This window comes from Pseudomonas sp. B16(2017), from assembly GCF_002113205.1.
Classification (GTDB): domain Bacteria; phylum Pseudomonadota; class Gammaproteobacteria; order Pseudomonadales; family Pseudomonadaceae; genus Aquipseudomonas; species Aquipseudomonas pharyngis.
Window position 1 is genome coordinate 71637 of the sequence record NZ_NEKA01000004.1, and the last position, 16419, is coordinate 88055.

At 61.9% G+C, this 16419-nt stretch carries 11 protein-coding genes; 8 read left to right on the forward strand and 3 right to left on the reverse strand.

What is annotated here, in order from left to right; genetic code table 11:
• Positions 1-36: 36 nt before the first annotated feature.
• The 4 genes from CAG25_RS07915 (at position 37) to CAG25_RS07930 (ending at position 7357) form a co-directional block, all read left to right on the forward strand.
• A complete protein-coding gene (locus CAG25_RS07915) occupies positions 37-3123 on the forward strand; it encodes an autotransporter serine protease (RefSeq protein WP_085610267.1) in 3087 nt (1028 codons plus the stop codon).
• A 57-nt stretch (positions 3124-3180) separates the two neighbouring features.
• Complete coding sequence (locus tag CAG25_RS07920; protein ID WP_085610268.1) at positions 3181-4869, forward strand: polyurethanase; 1689 nt, start codon at positions 3181-3183, stop codon at positions 4867-4869.
• 100 nt (positions 4870-4969) lie between these two features.
• The gene (locus CAG25_RS07925; protein WP_085610269.1) at positions 4970-6823 is read left to right on the forward strand and encodes a polyurethanase; all 1854 of its coding nucleotides are present in this window, start codon (positions 4970-4972) and stop codon (positions 6821-6823) included.
• 159 nt (positions 6824-6982) lie between these two features.
• Positions 6983-7357 carry a hypothetical protein gene (locus tag CAG25_RS07930; protein WP_064596542.1) on the forward strand — a complete coding sequence of 125 codons (375 nt, stop codon included), beginning with the start codon at positions 6983-6985 and terminating at the stop codon, positions 7355-7357.
• 59 nt (positions 7358-7416) lie between these two features.
• Here CAG25_RS07930 and CAG25_RS07935 read toward each other — a convergent pair whose 3' ends face one another.
• Positions 7417-7641, reverse strand: a complete 225-nt coding sequence (locus CAG25_RS07935) for a YgdI/YgdR family lipoprotein (protein ID WP_039768348.1) — start codon at positions 7639-7641, stop codon at positions 7417-7419.
• Between the two features lie 197 nt (positions 7642-7838).
• Here CAG25_RS07935 and CAG25_RS07940 point away from each other — a divergent pair, with 197 nt between their 5' ends.
• Genes CAG25_RS07940 through CAG25_RS07955 form a run of 4 tightly spaced genes read left to right on the forward strand, consistent with a single transcriptional unit; the run spans position 7839 to position 14348 of the window.
• Positions 7839-9491, forward strand: a complete 1653-nt coding sequence (locus CAG25_RS07940) for a VRR-NUC domain-containing protein (RefSeq protein ID WP_085610270.1) — start codon at positions 7839-7841, stop codon at positions 9489-9491.
• Positions 9488-11806, forward strand: coding sequence for an ATP-dependent DNA helicase (locus CAG25_RS07945; protein WP_085610271.1), 2319 nt, complete (start codon positions 9488-9490; stop codon positions 11804-11806). The genes CAG25_RS07940 and CAG25_RS07945 overlap by 4 nt, the downstream gene beginning before the upstream one ends.
• Positions 11807-11816: 10 nt before the next feature.
• Positions 11817-13757, forward strand: coding sequence for a PAS domain-containing sensor histidine kinase (locus CAG25_RS07950; protein ID WP_085610272.1), 1941 nt, complete (start codon positions 11817-11819; stop codon positions 13755-13757).
• A gap of 54 nt (positions 13758-13811) precedes the next feature.
• Positions 13812-14348 (forward strand): hypothetical protein, encoded by a 537-nt coding sequence (locus CAG25_RS07955; protein WP_064596549.1) that lies wholly within the window; start codon positions 13812-13814, stop codon positions 14346-14348.
• A gap of 11 nt (positions 14349-14359) precedes the next feature.
• Here the strand turns inward: CAG25_RS07955 and CAG25_RS07960 are convergent, their stop codons facing one another.
• Positions 14360-15736, reverse strand: coding sequence for a sodium:proton antiporter (locus CAG25_RS07960; protein WP_085610273.1), 1377 nt, complete (start codon positions 15734-15736; stop codon positions 14360-14362).
• A 48-nt stretch (positions 15737-15784) separates the two neighbouring features.
• Complete coding sequence (locus tag CAG25_RS07965; RefSeq protein WP_085610274.1) at positions 15785-16396, reverse strand: Yip1 family protein; 612 nt, start codon at positions 16394-16396, stop codon at positions 15785-15787.
• Between the last annotated feature and the right edge of the window lie 23 nt (positions 16397-16419).

A 16419-nucleotide genomic window follows, 5' to 3' on the forward strand; every position in this document is an offset into this window, starting at 1 on the left:
CGGATTTTTCGCAACATCACTAAGGAAGGTCGCTGGATGAAAAACAACAACACCCCCGCGCAATCGGGTGGCTGCTTTCGCCTGAAAACTCTCAACGTCGCCTTGCTCTGCGCACTGGCCACCTGGGGCAACGCAAACGCGGCGCCCTACGTGGAAAGCGGCCGGGCAGGGGATCCGGGCAGTTGGCGCAGCGCCGAATTCCAGGCCGACTGGGGCCTGGGCGCCATTGGTGCCGACCACGCCTACGCCGCCGGTTACACCGGTAAGGGCGTGAAACTGGGGATCTTCGACCAGCCGGTCTACGCCGCGCACCCGGAGTTTTCCGGCAGTAACAAAGTCATCACCCTGGTGACCTCGGGGATCCGCGAATACACCGACCCGTACATTCCGGTCAAAGCCGGGGACGCGTTTCGCTATGACGGTTCGCCCTCGGTCGGCTCCGACGGCAAGCTCGGCGCCCACGGTACTCACGTCGGCGGTATCGCCGCCGGCAGCCGTGACGGCGGGCCGATGCACGGCGTGGCGTTCGGCGCACAGATCATCAGCGCCGACAACGGCGACCCGGGCCCGGAAGACGGCATCGTGCGCGGCAACGACGGCGCGGTGTACAAGGCCGGCTGGGATGCGCTGATCGCCAGCGGCGCGCGGATCATCAACAACAGCTGGGGCATCGGCATCACCGACCGCTTCGACCTCGGCGGCCGTGACCCGGCGTTCCCGCACTTCACCGTCAACGACGCGCAACTGCAGTTCAACGAAATTCGCACACTGCTGGGCACCAAACCCGGCGGCGCCTACGACGGCGCAATTGCCGCCGCACGCAGCGGAATCGTGACGATCTTCGCGGCAGGCAACGACTACAACCTGAACAACCCGGACGCCATCGCCGGCCTCGGTTACTTCGTGCCGGACATCGCGCCGAACTGGATCACCGTCGCCGCCTTGCAGAAGAACCCGGATCTGGCCAGTGCCAACCCGTACATCATGAGTACGTTCTCTTCGCGCTGCGGCTACACCGCGAGTTTCTGCGTGTCGGCACCGGGTACGAAAATCTTCAGCTCGATCATCGAAGGCACCAACGCCGACAACCTGACCACGGGTTACAAGAACTACAACGGCACCTCGATGGCCGCGCCCCACGTGGCCGGTTCCATCGCAGTGCTGATGGAGCGCTTCCCGTACATGTCCGGCGATCAGGTCGCCAGCGTGTTGCGCACCACGGCTACCGACCTCGGCGCACCGGGCATCGACGCCCTGTACGGCTGGGGCATGATCAACCTGCGCAAGGGCATCGACGGCCCGGCGATGTTCGTCACCGAGCAGGACATTCCCGAAGAATTCCGCATCCAGGGCGCCTACGGTTCCGGTCAGTTCGTGGCCGATCTGCCGGGCATCGGCGCGATCATCGATGCGGGCAAGCCCACCGAGCGCGTGTGCAACGACATCACCTGCGGGCTCGACACTTGGCGCAACGACATTTCCGGCCATGGCGGTTTGACCAAGCAGGGCATCGGCACCCTGGTGCTGACCGGCAACAACACCTACAGCGGCCCGACCCTGGTCAATCAGGGGCGATTGGCAATCAATGGCTCGCTGCAATCGGCGGTGACGGTCAATGACGGCGGCATCCTCGGCGGTAACGGCCGGATCGCTGCGCTGACCGCCAACAGCGGCGGTACCGTGGCGCCGGGCAACTCCATCGGCACCCTGAACGTGGCCGGTGACGTGACCTTCGCACCGGGTTCGACCTATGCGGTGGAAGTGTCCCCGACCAGCAGCGACCGGATCGTCGCCGGCGGCAAAGCGGTGATCGAAGGCGCAACCGTGACTATGTCGCTGGAAAACAGCCCGACGCTGCTGACCACGGGCGAAGTGAAAAGCCTGCTCGGCACCCAGTTCAACATCTTGCAGGCAGCGGGCGGTATTGAAGGGCAGTTCGGACAAGTGTTGCCCGACTACGCGTTCCTCGGCGGCACCCTGGCTTACTCGGCAAACGGTGTGCAACTGGACGTCGGCCGTAATGGCGCCTCGTTCGCCAGCGTCGGCCTGACCCCGAACCAGCGCGCGGTCGGTGCTGCCGCCGAACGCCTCGGCGCCGGCAATGCGTTGTTCGAAACCCTGTTGCTGTCGCCGTCGGCGGCCGCTGCGCAGGATGCCTTCCAGCAACTGTCCGGCGAGATTCATCCGGCGATCGGCACGCTGCTGATCAACGACAGCCGCTACTTGCGCGATGCGGTGGGCGAACGTCTGCGTGAGCGTGATCTGTTCGACGCCGGCGCGCCGACCGATGACCGCAGCAACGCCTGGCTCAAAGTGCTGGGCGCCTGGGGCAAAAGCGATGGTGGGTCGAAATACGCCGACTCCACCAGCTCCATCGGCGGCTTGCTGGCCGGTGTCGACGGCCTGATCGCTGAAGATACCCGCCTGGGTTTCGTTACCGGTTATAGCGACAGCTCGTTGAGCATGGGCGACGGGACACATTCGTCCGCCTCGGTCGACAGCTATCACCTGGGCGCATACCTGGGGCATCAGATCGATGCGCTGCGTCTGACCGCCGGTGCGGCTTACAGCTGGCATCGCATCGACGTCAAACGTGACCTGCAGTTCGGTGGCGTCAGCGGCAAACAGAAAACCAAGCGCGATGCGACCACCGCGCAATTGTTCACCGAAGCGGCTTACGACCTGGGCCTGCAACCGATGAACCTGGAGCCGTACGCCAATCTGGCCTACGTGCACCTCAACAGCGACAGCTTCACCGAGAAGGGTGATGCCGCCGCACTGAAGGGCGGTGAAGACAACCGCGACGTGGTGTTGTCGACCCTCGGTGTACGGGCCAAACGCACGTTTGCCCTGTCGGAGAAACACCAGCTGGAGCTGGGCGCAAGCCTGGGCTGGCAGCACAACTTGAGCCGCGTGGATGCTGACAGTCACCTGGCGTTCGCCAATGGCAACAGTGCATTCACCGTGCAAAGTGTGTCGATGGATCGAGATGCCGCGGTGGTCGGCGTACGCGCCGGGCTGGCGCTCAATCGCGATGTCCGGGTCAACCTGGACTACAACGGGCTGATCGGCTCCAACGAAAAGGACCACGGTGTGGGCCTGACGCTGGACTGGCAGTTCTAAGGGGTAGCGGCAGTTCTTTCGAGAACTGCCGTTTTTGAAAGGAAGAGAGAGCACAACATGGGATTGTTCGATTACAAAAATGCCGACGGCAAAGCGCTGTACAGCGACGCCATCGCCCTGACGCTGTATGCCTACACGCCGACCGGGCAGGCCTTGCCCGGCACTGGCTGGAAGCCGATCGGCGCCACGGCGCTGGGCTATCAGGGCAAGGTCGGGGCGCAGGGCACGTTTTTCGGCGAGAAGGACGGCTTCACCAGCGCCGAAGCCGAAGTGCTCGGCAAATACGACGCCGCGGGCAAGCTGATCGGCATCGGCGTGGCCTTCCGGGGCACCGGCGGGCTGGGTTACAGCGACACTTTCGGCGACATGAAAAACAACCTGCTGGCCGCCATCGGCCCGTCGGATTACGCCACCCAGTACGCGAAAAACGCGTTCGACAACCTGCTCAAATCGGTGGCCGCGTTCGCCGTCGCCCATGGCATCGCGTCCAAGGACGTATTGATCAGCGGCCACAGCCTCGGCGGTCTCGGGGTCAACAGTGTGGCAGAGTTGAGCGCGAGCAACTGGGGCGGGTTCTTCAAGGACGCCAACTACATTTCGTTCGCCTCGCCGACCCAGAGCAGCACCGGCACCAACGTGCTGAACATCGGTTACGAGAACGACCCGGTGTTCCGTGTGCTCGACGGCACCACGTTCAGTACCGCGTCGATGGGCAAGCACGACAAGCCGCACGATTCGACCACCGACAACATCGTCAACTTCAACGACAACTACGCGTCCACCGCGCAGAACCTGGTGCCGTTCAGCATCGCCAATCCGCTGAACTGGTCGGCCCACAGCTCGCTGGGGTATGCAGACGGTCTGAATCGGGTGATCGCGTCGAAGTTCTACGGCCTGACGCATAAGGACTCGACGATCATCGTCTCCAACCTTGAAGAAGCGTCGCGGGGCAAGACCTGGGTCGAGGATCTGGGCCGCAGCGGTGAGCCGCACACCGGCAGCACGTTCATCATCGGCACCGACAGCGGTGACTGGCTCAAGGGCGGGGCGGGCAACGACTTCCTCGAAGGTCTGGGCGGCGATGACCGTTTCCGTGACGACGGCGGTTTCAACATCCTGCTCGGTGGCCAGGGCCACAACACCTTCGAACTGCAAAAGCCGCTGCAGAACTTCAGCTTCGCCAACGACGGCGACGGCACGCTGTACGTGCGTGACGCCTACGGCGGCATCAGCATGACCCGCGACATCGGCGCGCTGGTGAGCAAGGAGTCGGGTTCGTGGTGGGGCAGCAAGGAAATTACCTGGACCGTCACCGCCAAAGGCCTGGCCAACGGTGCCGAACTGACCCAGTACAACCATTCGCTCAGCGGCGGCGCCATGGGCGACACCCTCAAAGCCACCGCCGACGGCGACTGGCTGTTCGGCCTGGGCGGCAACGACCACCTGCAAAGCGACAAGGCCCACGTGACCTTCGTCGGTGGCGCCGGCAATGACGTGATGAGCGCGGTGGGTGGCAACAACACCTTCCTGTTCAGCGGCGCCTTCGGTTTTGACGCGATCAATGGCTACCAGGGCAGCGACAAACTGGTGTTCATGGGCGTCGAGGGTGCAGGGCAGGGCTACGACTACAAACAACACGCGTCGCAGTCCGGAAGCGATACCGTGCTGAAGATTGGCGACTTTGCCGTGACGCTGGTCGGGGTTGGTGTGGCTAACCTGTCGGATTCGAGTTTCGTCTTCGCCTGACAAACGAAAGTTGTACTGAAATGCTCCGGGGCGCCTCGGGAGGGGCGTTCTGGTTGTGAGCTATCTCTGAACAATTCCAACAAAGAGAGAGGCAACAGCAATGGGTGTGTATGACTACAAGAATTTCGGTACGGCGGAATCCAAGGCGCTGTTCAGCGACGCCATGGCCATTACGCTGTATTCCTACCACAACCTCGATAACGGCTTTGCCGTCGGTTATCAGCACAACGGCTTCGGCCTCGGCTTGCCGGCCACGCTGGTGACCGCGCTGATCGGCGGCACGGACTCCCAGGGAGTGATTCCCGGCATTCCGTGGAACCGCGATTCGGAAAAAGCCGCGCTCGATGCGGTGAAAAAAGCCGGCTGGACCCCGATCACCGCCGCGCAACTGGGTTACGAGGGCAAGACCGACGCGCGCGGCACCTTTTTCGGTGAAAAGGCCGGCTACACCAGCGCCCAGGTGGAAATCCTCGGCAAATACGACGCTCAGGGCCATCTGACGGAAATCGGCATCGCTTTTCGCGGCACCAGCGGCCCCCGGGAAATCCTGATCGGTGACTCCATCGGCGACGTGATCAGCGACCTGCTCGCCGCGTTCGGCCCCAAGGATTACGCCAGGAACTACGTCGGCGAAGCCTTCGGCAATCTGATGAACGATGTGGTGGCGTTCGCCAAAGCCAACGGCGTGACCGGCAAGGACGTGCTGATCAGCGGCCACAGCCTGGGCGGGCTGGCGGTCAACAGCATGGCCGACTTGAGCACCAGCAAATGGGGCGGGTTCTTTCAGGACTCCAACTACATCGCCTACGCCTCGCCGACCCAGAGCAGCACCGACAAGGTGCTCAACGTCGGCTATGAAAACGATCCGGTGTTCCGCGCCCTCGACGGCTCGACCTTCACCGGTGCATCCCTCGGCGTGCACGACGCGCCCAAAGAGTTGGCGACCGACAACATCGTCAGCTTCAACGACCACTACGCCTCGGCGGCGTGGAACGTGCTGCCGTTCTCGATCGTCAACATTCCGACCTGGATCTCGCACCTGCCGACCGCCTATGGCGACGGCATGAACCGGGTGATCGAGTCGAAGTTTTACGACCTGACCAGCAAGGACTCGACGATCATCGTCGCCAACCTGTCGGATCCGGCGCGGGCCAACACCTGGGTGCAAGACCTGAACCGCAACGCCGAAACCCACAAGGGCAGCACCTTCATCATCGGCAGCGACGGCAATGACCTGATCCAGGGCGGCAACGGCAACGATTACCTGGAGGGCCGCGCCGGCAACGATACGTTCCGCGATGGTGGGGGTTACAACATCCTGCTCGGCGGCTCGGGCAACAACACCCTGGAGTTGCAGAAGTCAGTCAATAGCTTCGACTTCGCCAACGACGGCGCCGGCAACCTGTACATCCGCGATGCCAACGGCGGGATCAGCATCACCCGCGACATCGGCAGCATCGTCACCAAGGAGCCGGGCTTCCTCTGGGGCCTGTTCAAGGACGACGTGACCCACAGCGTCACGGCGGCCGGTCTTAAGGTCGGCAACAACGTCACCCAGTACGAATCGAGCGTGAAGGGCACCGGCGGTGCCGACACCCTCAAGGCCAAGGCCAGCGGAGACTGGCTGTTCGGCCTGGACGGCAACGACCACCTGATCGGCGGAGCGGGCAACGACGTGTTCGTCGGCGGCGCCGGCAATGATCTGCTGGAGTCGGGCGGCGGGGCGGATACCTTCCTGTTCAGCGGCGCGTTCGGTCAGGATCGCGTGGTCGGTTACACCGCCAACGACAAACTGGTATTCCTCGGCGTGCAGGGCGTATCGCCCAACGACGACTTCCGCGCCCATGCCACGGCGGTGGGGCAGGACACGGTGCTGAAATTCGGCGCTGACTCGGTGACGCTGGTCGGGGTTGCGTTGAACAGCCTGAGTGCCGACGGGATCGTGATCGCCTGACGGCAAGGTTGGGGAGGGAGCGTATTCCCTCCCCATAGCAAAAGTGACTCACCAGCCATTCCCTGACTCCAATCCCTGCACCAACAGGAAATGCGGTCTAAAGCCATGACGACAACGTTCGTCATGTAAGGGTCGCCAACGAGTACAGGAGATTCACACGTGAAAGGTTTCAAGGGGTATATCGGTGTTGCGGGGCTTGTGCTGCTGTCGGCCAATGCCTGGGCCGATCTGCCTCACAGCTCGATTCTGAGCCGCTATGGCGTGACACCCGATCAACTGCCAGAGCCGGCCAAAAGCGAAGACGCCAAACCCGTCGAAGAAAAAAGCCGCTTTCATATCCAGCCTGAACAACCGTTCGTGACGATTCGCATCGGCGAAGACCATGAGCCGGAAATGACCGGAAATCTGAGCATCGACCGCATGGCGCAACAGGAGCGTCAGCGCTGCCAGCGTTTGCAGGAAGAACTGGTTCGCCGTGGCGAGCGTCCCTTCAGTTGCGACGGCTCTCTCCCGGGCATGGCGTTACCACGCTGATGAATACAAAAAAGGCTGCGATCCCATAGGGTTCGCAGCCTTTTTTGATGTTTTATCCGTCAGTCTTCTTTGCGCACCGTGGCCACTTCGTCGGCACGTACGCGGACTTTGGCGCCGGAAATATCCTTGAACTCGTAGAAGCCATCCTCGGTTTTGGTATCGGGCATGTCTTCGGTCAGGTACTGGGTGCCGTTCTGCAGGGTGACCACCGTTGGCGTCGAGCAACCGGCCAGCGTCAACAGCGCAGCGACTGCCAGCGGGATACCCAAGGTTTTGATTTTCATAGGACGGCTTCCTCATTCATTTCGACCATTGTCGGTCCTCTAACGCGGTTGGTGCCGTGACACCCGGAAAAGTTCGATGGCCAAGTGAAAAAAACTGCTTTGCCGATGCCATTGATCCTTTTCCGTTTGCGCCCGCCGGGACAGGCTGGTATCTGTACGCATAACCAGTACTCGCTTGCCATGGCCCCGAATCTACCGTGACTGCCAATCCCCTCGACGACCCGTTCTATTACCTCAACAACTTCCGCCAGGTGCTTGATTGGCTTGAGCTTCGCTATGCCGATGTCATGAGCGAAACGGAACATGCCTTCATTCGCGACTTCAAGGCGCTGCCGCGTCCGTCCCAGGGTTTGCTGGTGCGTATGGTGATGCGCAAGGGTGTACATTTCCGGGCCAGCAAGCTGAATTACACGGAAATCGGCGACATCGCCGAAGCGGCGCAACCACTGCTGGAGCATGGCTGGCTCGATGAACAGGCACCGTTGACGATGGTGGAGCTGTTCGAGGTGTTGCTCAAGGCCGAGATCCTGCAAGCCTTCGCCCCGGCCATCGACCAGCCTAAAAGCAAGAAAGTCGACTGGCTGCCGCTGCTGCACGAACAATTCCCCGAGCCACGCAGTTTCCAGCAATGGTGCCCGACGCTGGCCGACCGGCTGTTCAGCCTGACATTGATGGACCTGTGCGACCGTTTTCGCCTGATGTTTTTCGGCAACCTCTATCAGGACTGGTCAGAGTTCGTGCTCGCCGACCTTGGCATTTTCACCTACGAAAAAGTCGAATTCAGTGCCGATTCCCTTGGCTTGCGCAGCCGTGCCGACGTCGATGCGTGCCTGTTTCTGCACAATTGCCAGCTGTATTTCGAAGCGGGCGAACCACTGGAACCGGTCGTCGAACAGGTCGCCGCGTTGCATTTCGACAACCCGTGGCTGCAACGCCGGCGCGGCAAGCTGTTGTTCCAGATCGGCCAATACTGCGAGCGCATCGGCGAATTCTCCCTGGCCCTGAAGATCTATCGCGATTGCGCCTATCCCGGCGCCCGATTGCGGATGATCCGTGTGCTGGAGCGCAGCGCCGAATATGCGCTGGCTCTGGAACTGGCGGTCATTGCCGAGCAGGCGCCGGAAACCGCCACCGAACAACAGGGCCTGCAACGGGTGTTACCGCGTTTGCGGCGCAAGCTCGGCGGCCCACCGATCAAGCGCACGGCGCCCGGCCTGGTGGAGCGGCTGGACCTGCACCTGCCGCGTCTCGATCCGGCGTTGTCGGTGGAGTATCACGTTCAGGCGCATCTGCACGAAGAGACGGGCCCGGTGCATTACGTGGAAAACAGCCTGATCAATTCATTGTTCGGCCTGCTGTGCTGGCCGGCGATCTTCGCGCCGCTGCCCGGCGCGTTCTTTCACCCGTTCCAGCGCGGCCCCGTGGATCTGCTCAACGAGGACTTCCAGCCCCGACGTGCGGAGCTGTTCCAGGCCTGTCTCGCCGAACTCGACGATGGCCGCTATGCCGACACCATCCGCGCGCGGTTCAGCGCCAAATGGGGTGTGCAGTCGCCGTTCGTGTTCTGGGGCGCGCTCAATGAAGAACTGCTGGAACAGGCGCTGGCCTGTCTGCCGGCTGAACACCTCAAGCACTGGTTCAGCCGTCTGCTGCTGGACATCAAGGCCAATCGTGCCGGCATGCCCGACCTGATCCAGTTCTGGCCGCAGCACAGGACCTACCGGATGATCGAAGTCAAAGGCCCCGGCGATCGCCTGCAGGACAACCAGCTGCGCTGGCTGGAGTTCTGCAACACGCATCGGATGCCGGTCGCCGTGTGTTACGTGCAATGGGCGGAGCAGGGCGCTTGAGCTACAGCATCGCGGTGCGGGCACTGTGCGAATTCACCGCAAAAACCGGTGACCTCGACTTGCGCTTCACGCCGTCGCCGACCGCGCTGGAGGGCATCGCCGGGCATCGCACGGTGGCGTCCCGGCGCAACGACGCCTACCAGAGCGAAGTGGCGCTGGAGGGCGCATTCGGGCCATTGAAGGTCAAGGGCAGGGCGGACGGCTACGACCCGACGCAGAACTGCCTGGAAGAAATCAAAACCTACCGCGGCGACCTGAGCAAGCAACCGACCAATCACCGTTCGTTGCATTGGGCCCAGGCAAAAATCTACGGCTGGTTGATGTGCTGTCGATTACAGCTTGAGCAGATCAATCTGGCGCTGGTGTATTTCGACATCGTCACGGAAAAGGAAACCTGTCTGGTCGAGTCGTTCAGCGCCGATACGCTGCGGCAGTTCTTCGAACAACAGTGCGGTTTGTTCCTGGCGTGGGCCGAACAGGAAATGGCTCACCGCGAAGCGCGCAACCGGGCGGCGCAGCAGCTGGGTTTTCCTCATGCTGCCTTTCGCCCCGGCCAGCGTCACCTCGCCGAATCGGTGTTCAAGGCCGTCAGCACCGGCCGCTGCCTGATGGCCCAGGCCCCGACCGGGATCGGCAAGACCCTCGGCACCCTGTTTCCGATGCTCAAGGCGTTGGCGCCGCAGCAACTGGACAAGGTGTACTTCCTCACCGCCAAGACGCCCGGACGCAAACTGGCGCTGGATGCAGCGCAAGTGCTGTTCGATCACAGCGAAACCTTGCCCCTGCGGGTGCTGGAAATGGTCGCCCGGGACAAGGCCTGCGAACACCCGGACAAGGCCTGTCATGGCGAGTCCTGCCCGTTGACCCAAGGCTTTTACGACCGTTTGCCCGCCGCCCGTGAGGCTGCCAGCCAATTGCGCCTGCTGGATCAGACCGCGCTGCGAGACGTCGCGGCGCAGCACGGGGTATGTCCGTACTACCTGAGCCAGGAAATGGCCCGCTGGGCCGACGTGGTGGTGGCGGACTACAACTATTACTTCGATTTCAGTGCACTGCTGTTCGGTCTCGCCCAGTTCAATCAATGGAACGTTGCGGTGCTGGTGGACGAGTCGCACAACCTGGTCGAGCGCGGGCGGCAGATGTACAGCGCCACCCTCGATCAGGCGACATTGGGCAGCGTGCGCAAAACCGCGCCCGAGGTCTTGAAGAAGTCGTTGCAACGGGTCAATCGTGAATGGAACGCCCTGCACAATGACCAGTTGGCGCCGTATCAGGCCTACGACAAGGCGCCGGAAAAACTGTTGCAGGCGCTCTCATCCTGCACGGCGAGCATCGGCGACTACCTCAACGATCACCCGCCAGGGCTCGACAGCGGATTGCAGAACTTCTACTTCGAGATGCTGCAGTTCGGTCGGGTGGCGGAACTGTTCGACGCGCATTACCTGTTCGACATCAGCAAACGCGATCTCGAACGCAAACGCCCGTTATCGCAACTGTGCCTGCGCAACGTGGTGCCGGCGGCGTTCATCGGCCCGCGCCTGACGGCGGCGCGCAGCAGCGTGCTGTTTTCCGCCACCCTCAGCCCGCGCCACTATTACGCCGACTTGCTGGGCACCCCGGCCGACACGGTCTGGATCGATGTCGAGTCGCCGTTCAGTGCCGAACAATTGCAGGTGCAGATCGTCAGCCGGATTTCCACGCGTTTCACGCACCGGCAAGCGTCGCTGGAACCGATTGTCGAGCTGATCGCCCGCCAGTTCAACGAACGCCCGGGCAACTACCTGGCGTTCTTCAGCAGCTTCGATTACCTGCAACAGGTTGCGCAGTTACTGGCCGAGCGGCACCCGCATATCACCCGTTGGCAGCAGTCCCGGGGCATGACCGAAGGCGCGCGGCAGGATTTTCTCGACCAATTCACCGCCGACAGCCAAGGCGTGGGCTTCGCTGTGCTCGGCGGCGCCTTCGGTGAAGGCATCGATCTGCCCGGCGCGCGGCTGATCGGCGCGTTCATCGCCACCCTCGGGCTGGCCCAGCTCAACCCGGTCAATGAACAGATGAAGCGCCGTATGGCGGCGATCTTCGGTGCCGGTTACGACTACACCTATCTTTTCCCAGGCGTGCAGAAAGTGGTGCAGGCTGCCGGGCGGGTGATCCGTACCCAGCAGGATCGCGGCGTGGTGATGCTGATCGATGATCGCTTTGCCGAAAGTCGTATCCGGCAGTTGCTGCCGCGCTGGTGGCACCTCGCTCACACAGAAGACGCTGTCCATTCCCCCGGTTTGACGCATACTCCTGTCATTGAGAATTTGCTTTGAGCCAAGCCTGATGAGCGAGAACAAGAAGTCCGCTGCAATCGAAGACATGCGTTTTCGTTTGCTGATCGATGCGGTGGTCGATTATGCGATCTACATGATCGACCCCGAAGGCATCATCACCAGCTGGAATTCCGGCGCCAAACGCTTCAAGGGGTACGAAGAAGCCGAGATCCTTGGCGAGCACTTTTCAAGGTTCTACACCGACGAAGATCGCGCCAACGGTATGCCGCAGCGGGCGCTGGACACGGCGATCCGCGAAGGCCGGTTCGAGGGTGAGGGCTGGCGGGTACGCAAGGACGGCACGCACTTCTGGTGCCACGTGGTGATCGATCCGATTTTCAGCCCGAGCGGGCAACTGCTCGGGTTTGCCAAGATCACCCGCGACCTGACCGACCGCAAGATGGCCGAAGAAACCCTCAAGCAGAGCGAACAGCAGTTTCGCCTGCTGGTGCAGGGCGTTAGCGACTACGCGATCTACATGCTCAGCCCGGACGGCCGCGTGTCCAACTGGAACCCTGGTGCGCAGCGGATCAAGGGCTACAGGCCGGAAGAGGTCATCGGCCAGCACTTTTCGATGTTCTACACCCCTGAAGATCGTGAGATCGGCGAACCCCAGCGCGCTCTGGAAACCGCCGCGCGCGAGGGCCGTTTCGAGAACAAGAGCTGGCGTCTGCGCAAGGACGGTACGCGATTCCTGGCGCATGTGGTGGTCGATGCGATTCGCGGTGAAACCGGAACGCTGCTTGGTTTCGCCAAGATCACCCGAGATGTGACCGAAGCCACAGAGGCTCAGCACGCACTGGAGAAAACCCGTGAAGCGCTGTTTCAGGCGCAGAAAGTGCAGGCCATCGGTCAACTCAGCGGCGGCATTGCCCACGACTTCAACAATCTGCTGACGGTGATCCTCGGTAATCTGGAGATCGTGCGCAAACGTGTAGGCGACGACCCGAAGGTCAGCCGCCTGCTGGAGAACGCCACTCAGGGAGCATTGCGCGGCGTATCGCTGACCCAACGCATGCTGGCCTTCGCCCGGCGTCAGGAGCTCAAGACCGAACCTGTCGACATTGCGAAGCTGGTGCAGGGCATTACCGGGCTGCTGCGCAGTTCGCTGGGGCCGGGGATCCGCATCGAAACGCAGTTTCCCGAAGACCTGCAAGCGGTGCTGGCCGACAGCAATCAGCTCGAACTGGCGGTGCTCAACCTCGCCACCAACGCCCGCGACGCCATGCCCGAGGGCGGCAGCGTCACCATCAGCGCGGAACCTGAAGTGGTCATCGAACAAAACGATTCGACGCTCGCGGCCGGGCGCTATGTCTGTCTGCGGGTGACCGATACCGGGGAAGGCATGGACGCTGATACGCTGGCGTCGGCAACCGATCCGTTTTTCACCACCAAGGGTTTGGGCAAGGGCACCGGCCTGGGATTGTCGATGGTCCATGGCTTCATCGAACAACTGGGCGGCCGGTTCTTTCTGAAAAGTATCAAGGGGCAGGGCACCACTGCTGAGCTCTGGTTACCGGTCGCCCTCGACGGAGTCGCGACCCAATCGTCTGGCACGATGGTGTCCACCGTTACAGTGCCGCGCCTCAGCGTGCTGGTGGTGGATGATGACAGTCTGGTGCGTACCAGCACCGTCCTGCTGCTGGAAGACCTTGGCCATCGGGTGATCAGCGCCTCCTCTGGTACCCACGCGCTTGAGCTGTTTGACCAGGGAGAGGTCATCGACCTGATGATCACCGACATGGCCATGCCGCATATGAGCGGCGCGCAACTGGCTCATGCCGTGCGTTTGCTCAAGCCGGATCTGCCGATCATTCTCGCCACCGGCTTTGCCGAACGCCTCGAAGGCTTCGCAGCGGGGTTGCCACGGCTGTCGAAACCGTTCAATCAGATGAATCTTGTAACGATTATTGCCCAGACGATGAAACGAACCGGGGCTGAATCCGGCTGAACTTGTCCGCGACGGGGCGGCTCCAAACGCTTTGCCTTTCGGAGCGTTCGTACCGTGCCACGCATACTGACCCAACCGACCGCCGAAGAAACCCTGACTGAACACAACGCGAAGATGTTCGGTTCACCCAAGGAACGGCTGGATTTCTACCGCCGGGAAATCCAGTACGAAACCAGCATTCTGGCCAACCGAACCGACGCCTATCTGGCGGCGCAATCGTTTCTGGTGATTGCCTTCGCGTCCTGCATGGCCAACCTCAACCCCGAGTGGGGCAAGTTGTTCACCCTGGTGGTGCCACCGTTCCTGGCCTTGCTCGGCCTGCTCAGTTCGCTCAATGCCTGGCCGGGAATTCGTGCTGCCTACGACATCATCGATCATTGGCACTACAAGCAAAGTGAATTGCTGCGCAGCGAACCGCTGATGGGCCTGGCTTATGACGAATCGCCGTTATTCAGCGAAATGGAGTCGAGCCACAAGGGGTATCGCAAGTCATTGCTGTTTTCCATTCGTACGCCGTGGATCTTTGCCACGTTCTGGATGTTGCTCGGCAGTTATGCCTTCTACATTCAGGTGACCAATCCGGGAGGATGAATGACACCCCGCTATCGAGCCCGGTCATCATGGCCGGGCTTTTTTCGCCCGTTTCGGTTCTTGCGCCGCTCATAGCTGGCGAGGATCGGCTGGGTGCTGACGCCGTGCAGCAGAATGCTCAGCGCCACCACCGACAGGGTCAGGTCGGTACACAGCGCGCCCACGCTGTCGCCTAGTCCATGGTTCAGTGCATAGAAGAGGTAGAACAGACTGCCGATACCGCGAATACCGAACCAGCCGATCAATAACCGTTGGCGCCCCGCGAGCAACGATCCCCACGGCATCAACCCCACGCAGACCGGGCGGATGACACAGAACAGCACGCCGCCGACCAACAGCGCCCGCCAATCCCAGTGACTGACTAGCACCACGCCCAGCAGGGTAACCAGAAACACTTCCATCGCCCGTTCCACCAGACCGCCGAACGCGAGCATGTCGCCCATCATGATGCCGGCTGCCACCTGACTGTCTTCCAGCCGCTCGGTATCGCCGTGCACCGCCTGCTGCGGCTCGACGTTCTGATGACCGACCACCGGTTGCACCATGTGTTCGGCGGGCGGTTGGTGGGCGCCGGTGGATTTGACTTCCTCCTGACGCAAGCCAAGGCCGGCGGCGAATACCGACAGAAAGCCGTAGCCACCAATGGATTCAGCTACGACATACGCCAGCGCAATCAACGCCAGGGCCAGATAGTCATTGGGGCTGAGGGTGCTGTCATCGTTGCGAATGCGCAGCGACAAGGTGAGTCGACCGATGCCACGGCCCATCCAGTAGCCGCAAAGCAACCCGGCCGGAACCGCCCACACAAGGCTGCGCAGTACCCAGTCGGGCCACTCGGCGGCAAACCCTTCACCGTTCAGCAGCAACAGCCCGAGGATCACGAAGGGGAATGCAACGCCGTCGTTGAGCCCGGCCTCGCCGGACAGGCCGAAGCGCACGCTGTCGACGTCCCGCGCATCGTTGACCTGCACCAGCGCCGCGAGCACCGGGTCGGTCGGAGCGAGAATCGCGCCGATCAACAGCGAAGGGCCCCAATTCAGATCCAGGCCAAAATGCAGCAACAGGCAGACGCCAATGATCGTCAGCACCATCACCGGGCCCGCCAGACCGAATGCAATCCGCCAGCGTTTGTCGCGCAACGGCAACCGCAACTTCAAACCACAGACGAACAGGGAAAACAGCACCGCGACTTCAGTCAGGTGTTCCATCCACAAAGAGGCTTCATCCAGCGGCAGTTTCAGCAGATCAAGCCCTGCCGGCCCGATGCCGACCCCCAGCAGCAGGCAAACAGCCGAGGTCGTGACCGGCATCCAGCGCAGGTACGACGATGTCAGCGCCAGGGTCAGCAGCACGGCACCGAGCACCGCCACCCAGATGATGAAGCTCATGACGCGCGGCCCGTAAGGTCAGTTCGATGCCGCCCCGACATGATCGGCCTAACCTGCAGTCGTGCGCAGGTATTCCGGCGTCAGCACGTTGAACCACAGCAGGATCATCGACACCAACAACGTCACCAGCACCAGCAGCGCTACACCCCAGACACTGGCCGAGTACAACAGGCCCTGTTCCTTGCGCTCGTGCATGAAGGTCGGCAGGCCGACGAACAACAGGAATGTCGAATAGATCGATGCAGCGCCGAGCACCAGCACCGCCAGCCAACGGCTGGGATACAGGCCGGCGAGACCGGCGATGAAAAACGGGGTGACGGTGTACGCCGCGAAACCGATGCACTGGTTGAGTGTCGGCCGCGCATCGAAGGTACGCGACATCCAGCGGATGAAACCGCCAATGATCGCCACGCCGACCACGATGGTGATATAGAGCAGGACACTCAGCTGCAAGGCGCTGGCACTGCTGAGCCTCACGGTTTCACCCACTGCCAGGCTCCAGCCGACATACGTGGTGCCAATGAACAGGCACACCGCCGGGACGAGGGCCAGCAACAGCAGGTGAGCAAGGTAATGACGCGGATGTGCCTCTTCTTCGCGGCGGATGTCGGTCCAGGCAAAGTTCGGCTGGGTGAAGAGCTTGATAATAGGCGCAGACATGACGACCTCCTGATCTCTTGCAA

What these genes read in the sequence shown, in the direction of transcription:
- CAG25_RS07915 (WP_085610267.1), top strand. Translation starts at nt 37, where the DNA reads ATGAAAAACAACAACACCCCCGCGCAATCGGGTGGCTGCTTTCGCCTG.
- CAG25_RS07920 (WP_085610268.1), top strand. Translation starts at nt 3,181, where the DNA reads ATGGGATTGTTCGATTACAAAAATGCCGACGGCAAAGCGCTGTACAGC.
- CAG25_RS07925 (WP_085610269.1), top strand. Translation starts at nt 4,970, where the DNA reads ATGGGTGTGTATGACTACAAGAATTTCGGTACGGCGGAATCCAAGGCG.
- CAG25_RS07935 (WP_039768348.1), bottom strand. Translation starts at nt 7,641, where the DNA reads ATGAAAATCAAAACCTTGGGTATCCCGCTGGCAGTCGCTGCGCTGTTG.
- CAG25_RS07950 (WP_085610272.1), top strand. Translation starts at nt 11,817, where the DNA reads ATGAGCGAGAACAAGAAGTCCGCTGCAATCGAAGACATGCGTTTTCGT.
- CAG25_RS07960 (WP_085610273.1), bottom strand. Translation starts at nt 15,736, where the DNA reads ATGAGCTTCATCATCTGGGTGGCGGTGCTCGGTGCCGTGCTGCTGACC.
- CAG25_RS07965 (WP_085610274.1), bottom strand. Translation starts at nt 16,396, where the DNA reads ATGTCTGCGCCTATTATCAAGCTCTTCACCCAGCCGAACTTTGCCTGG.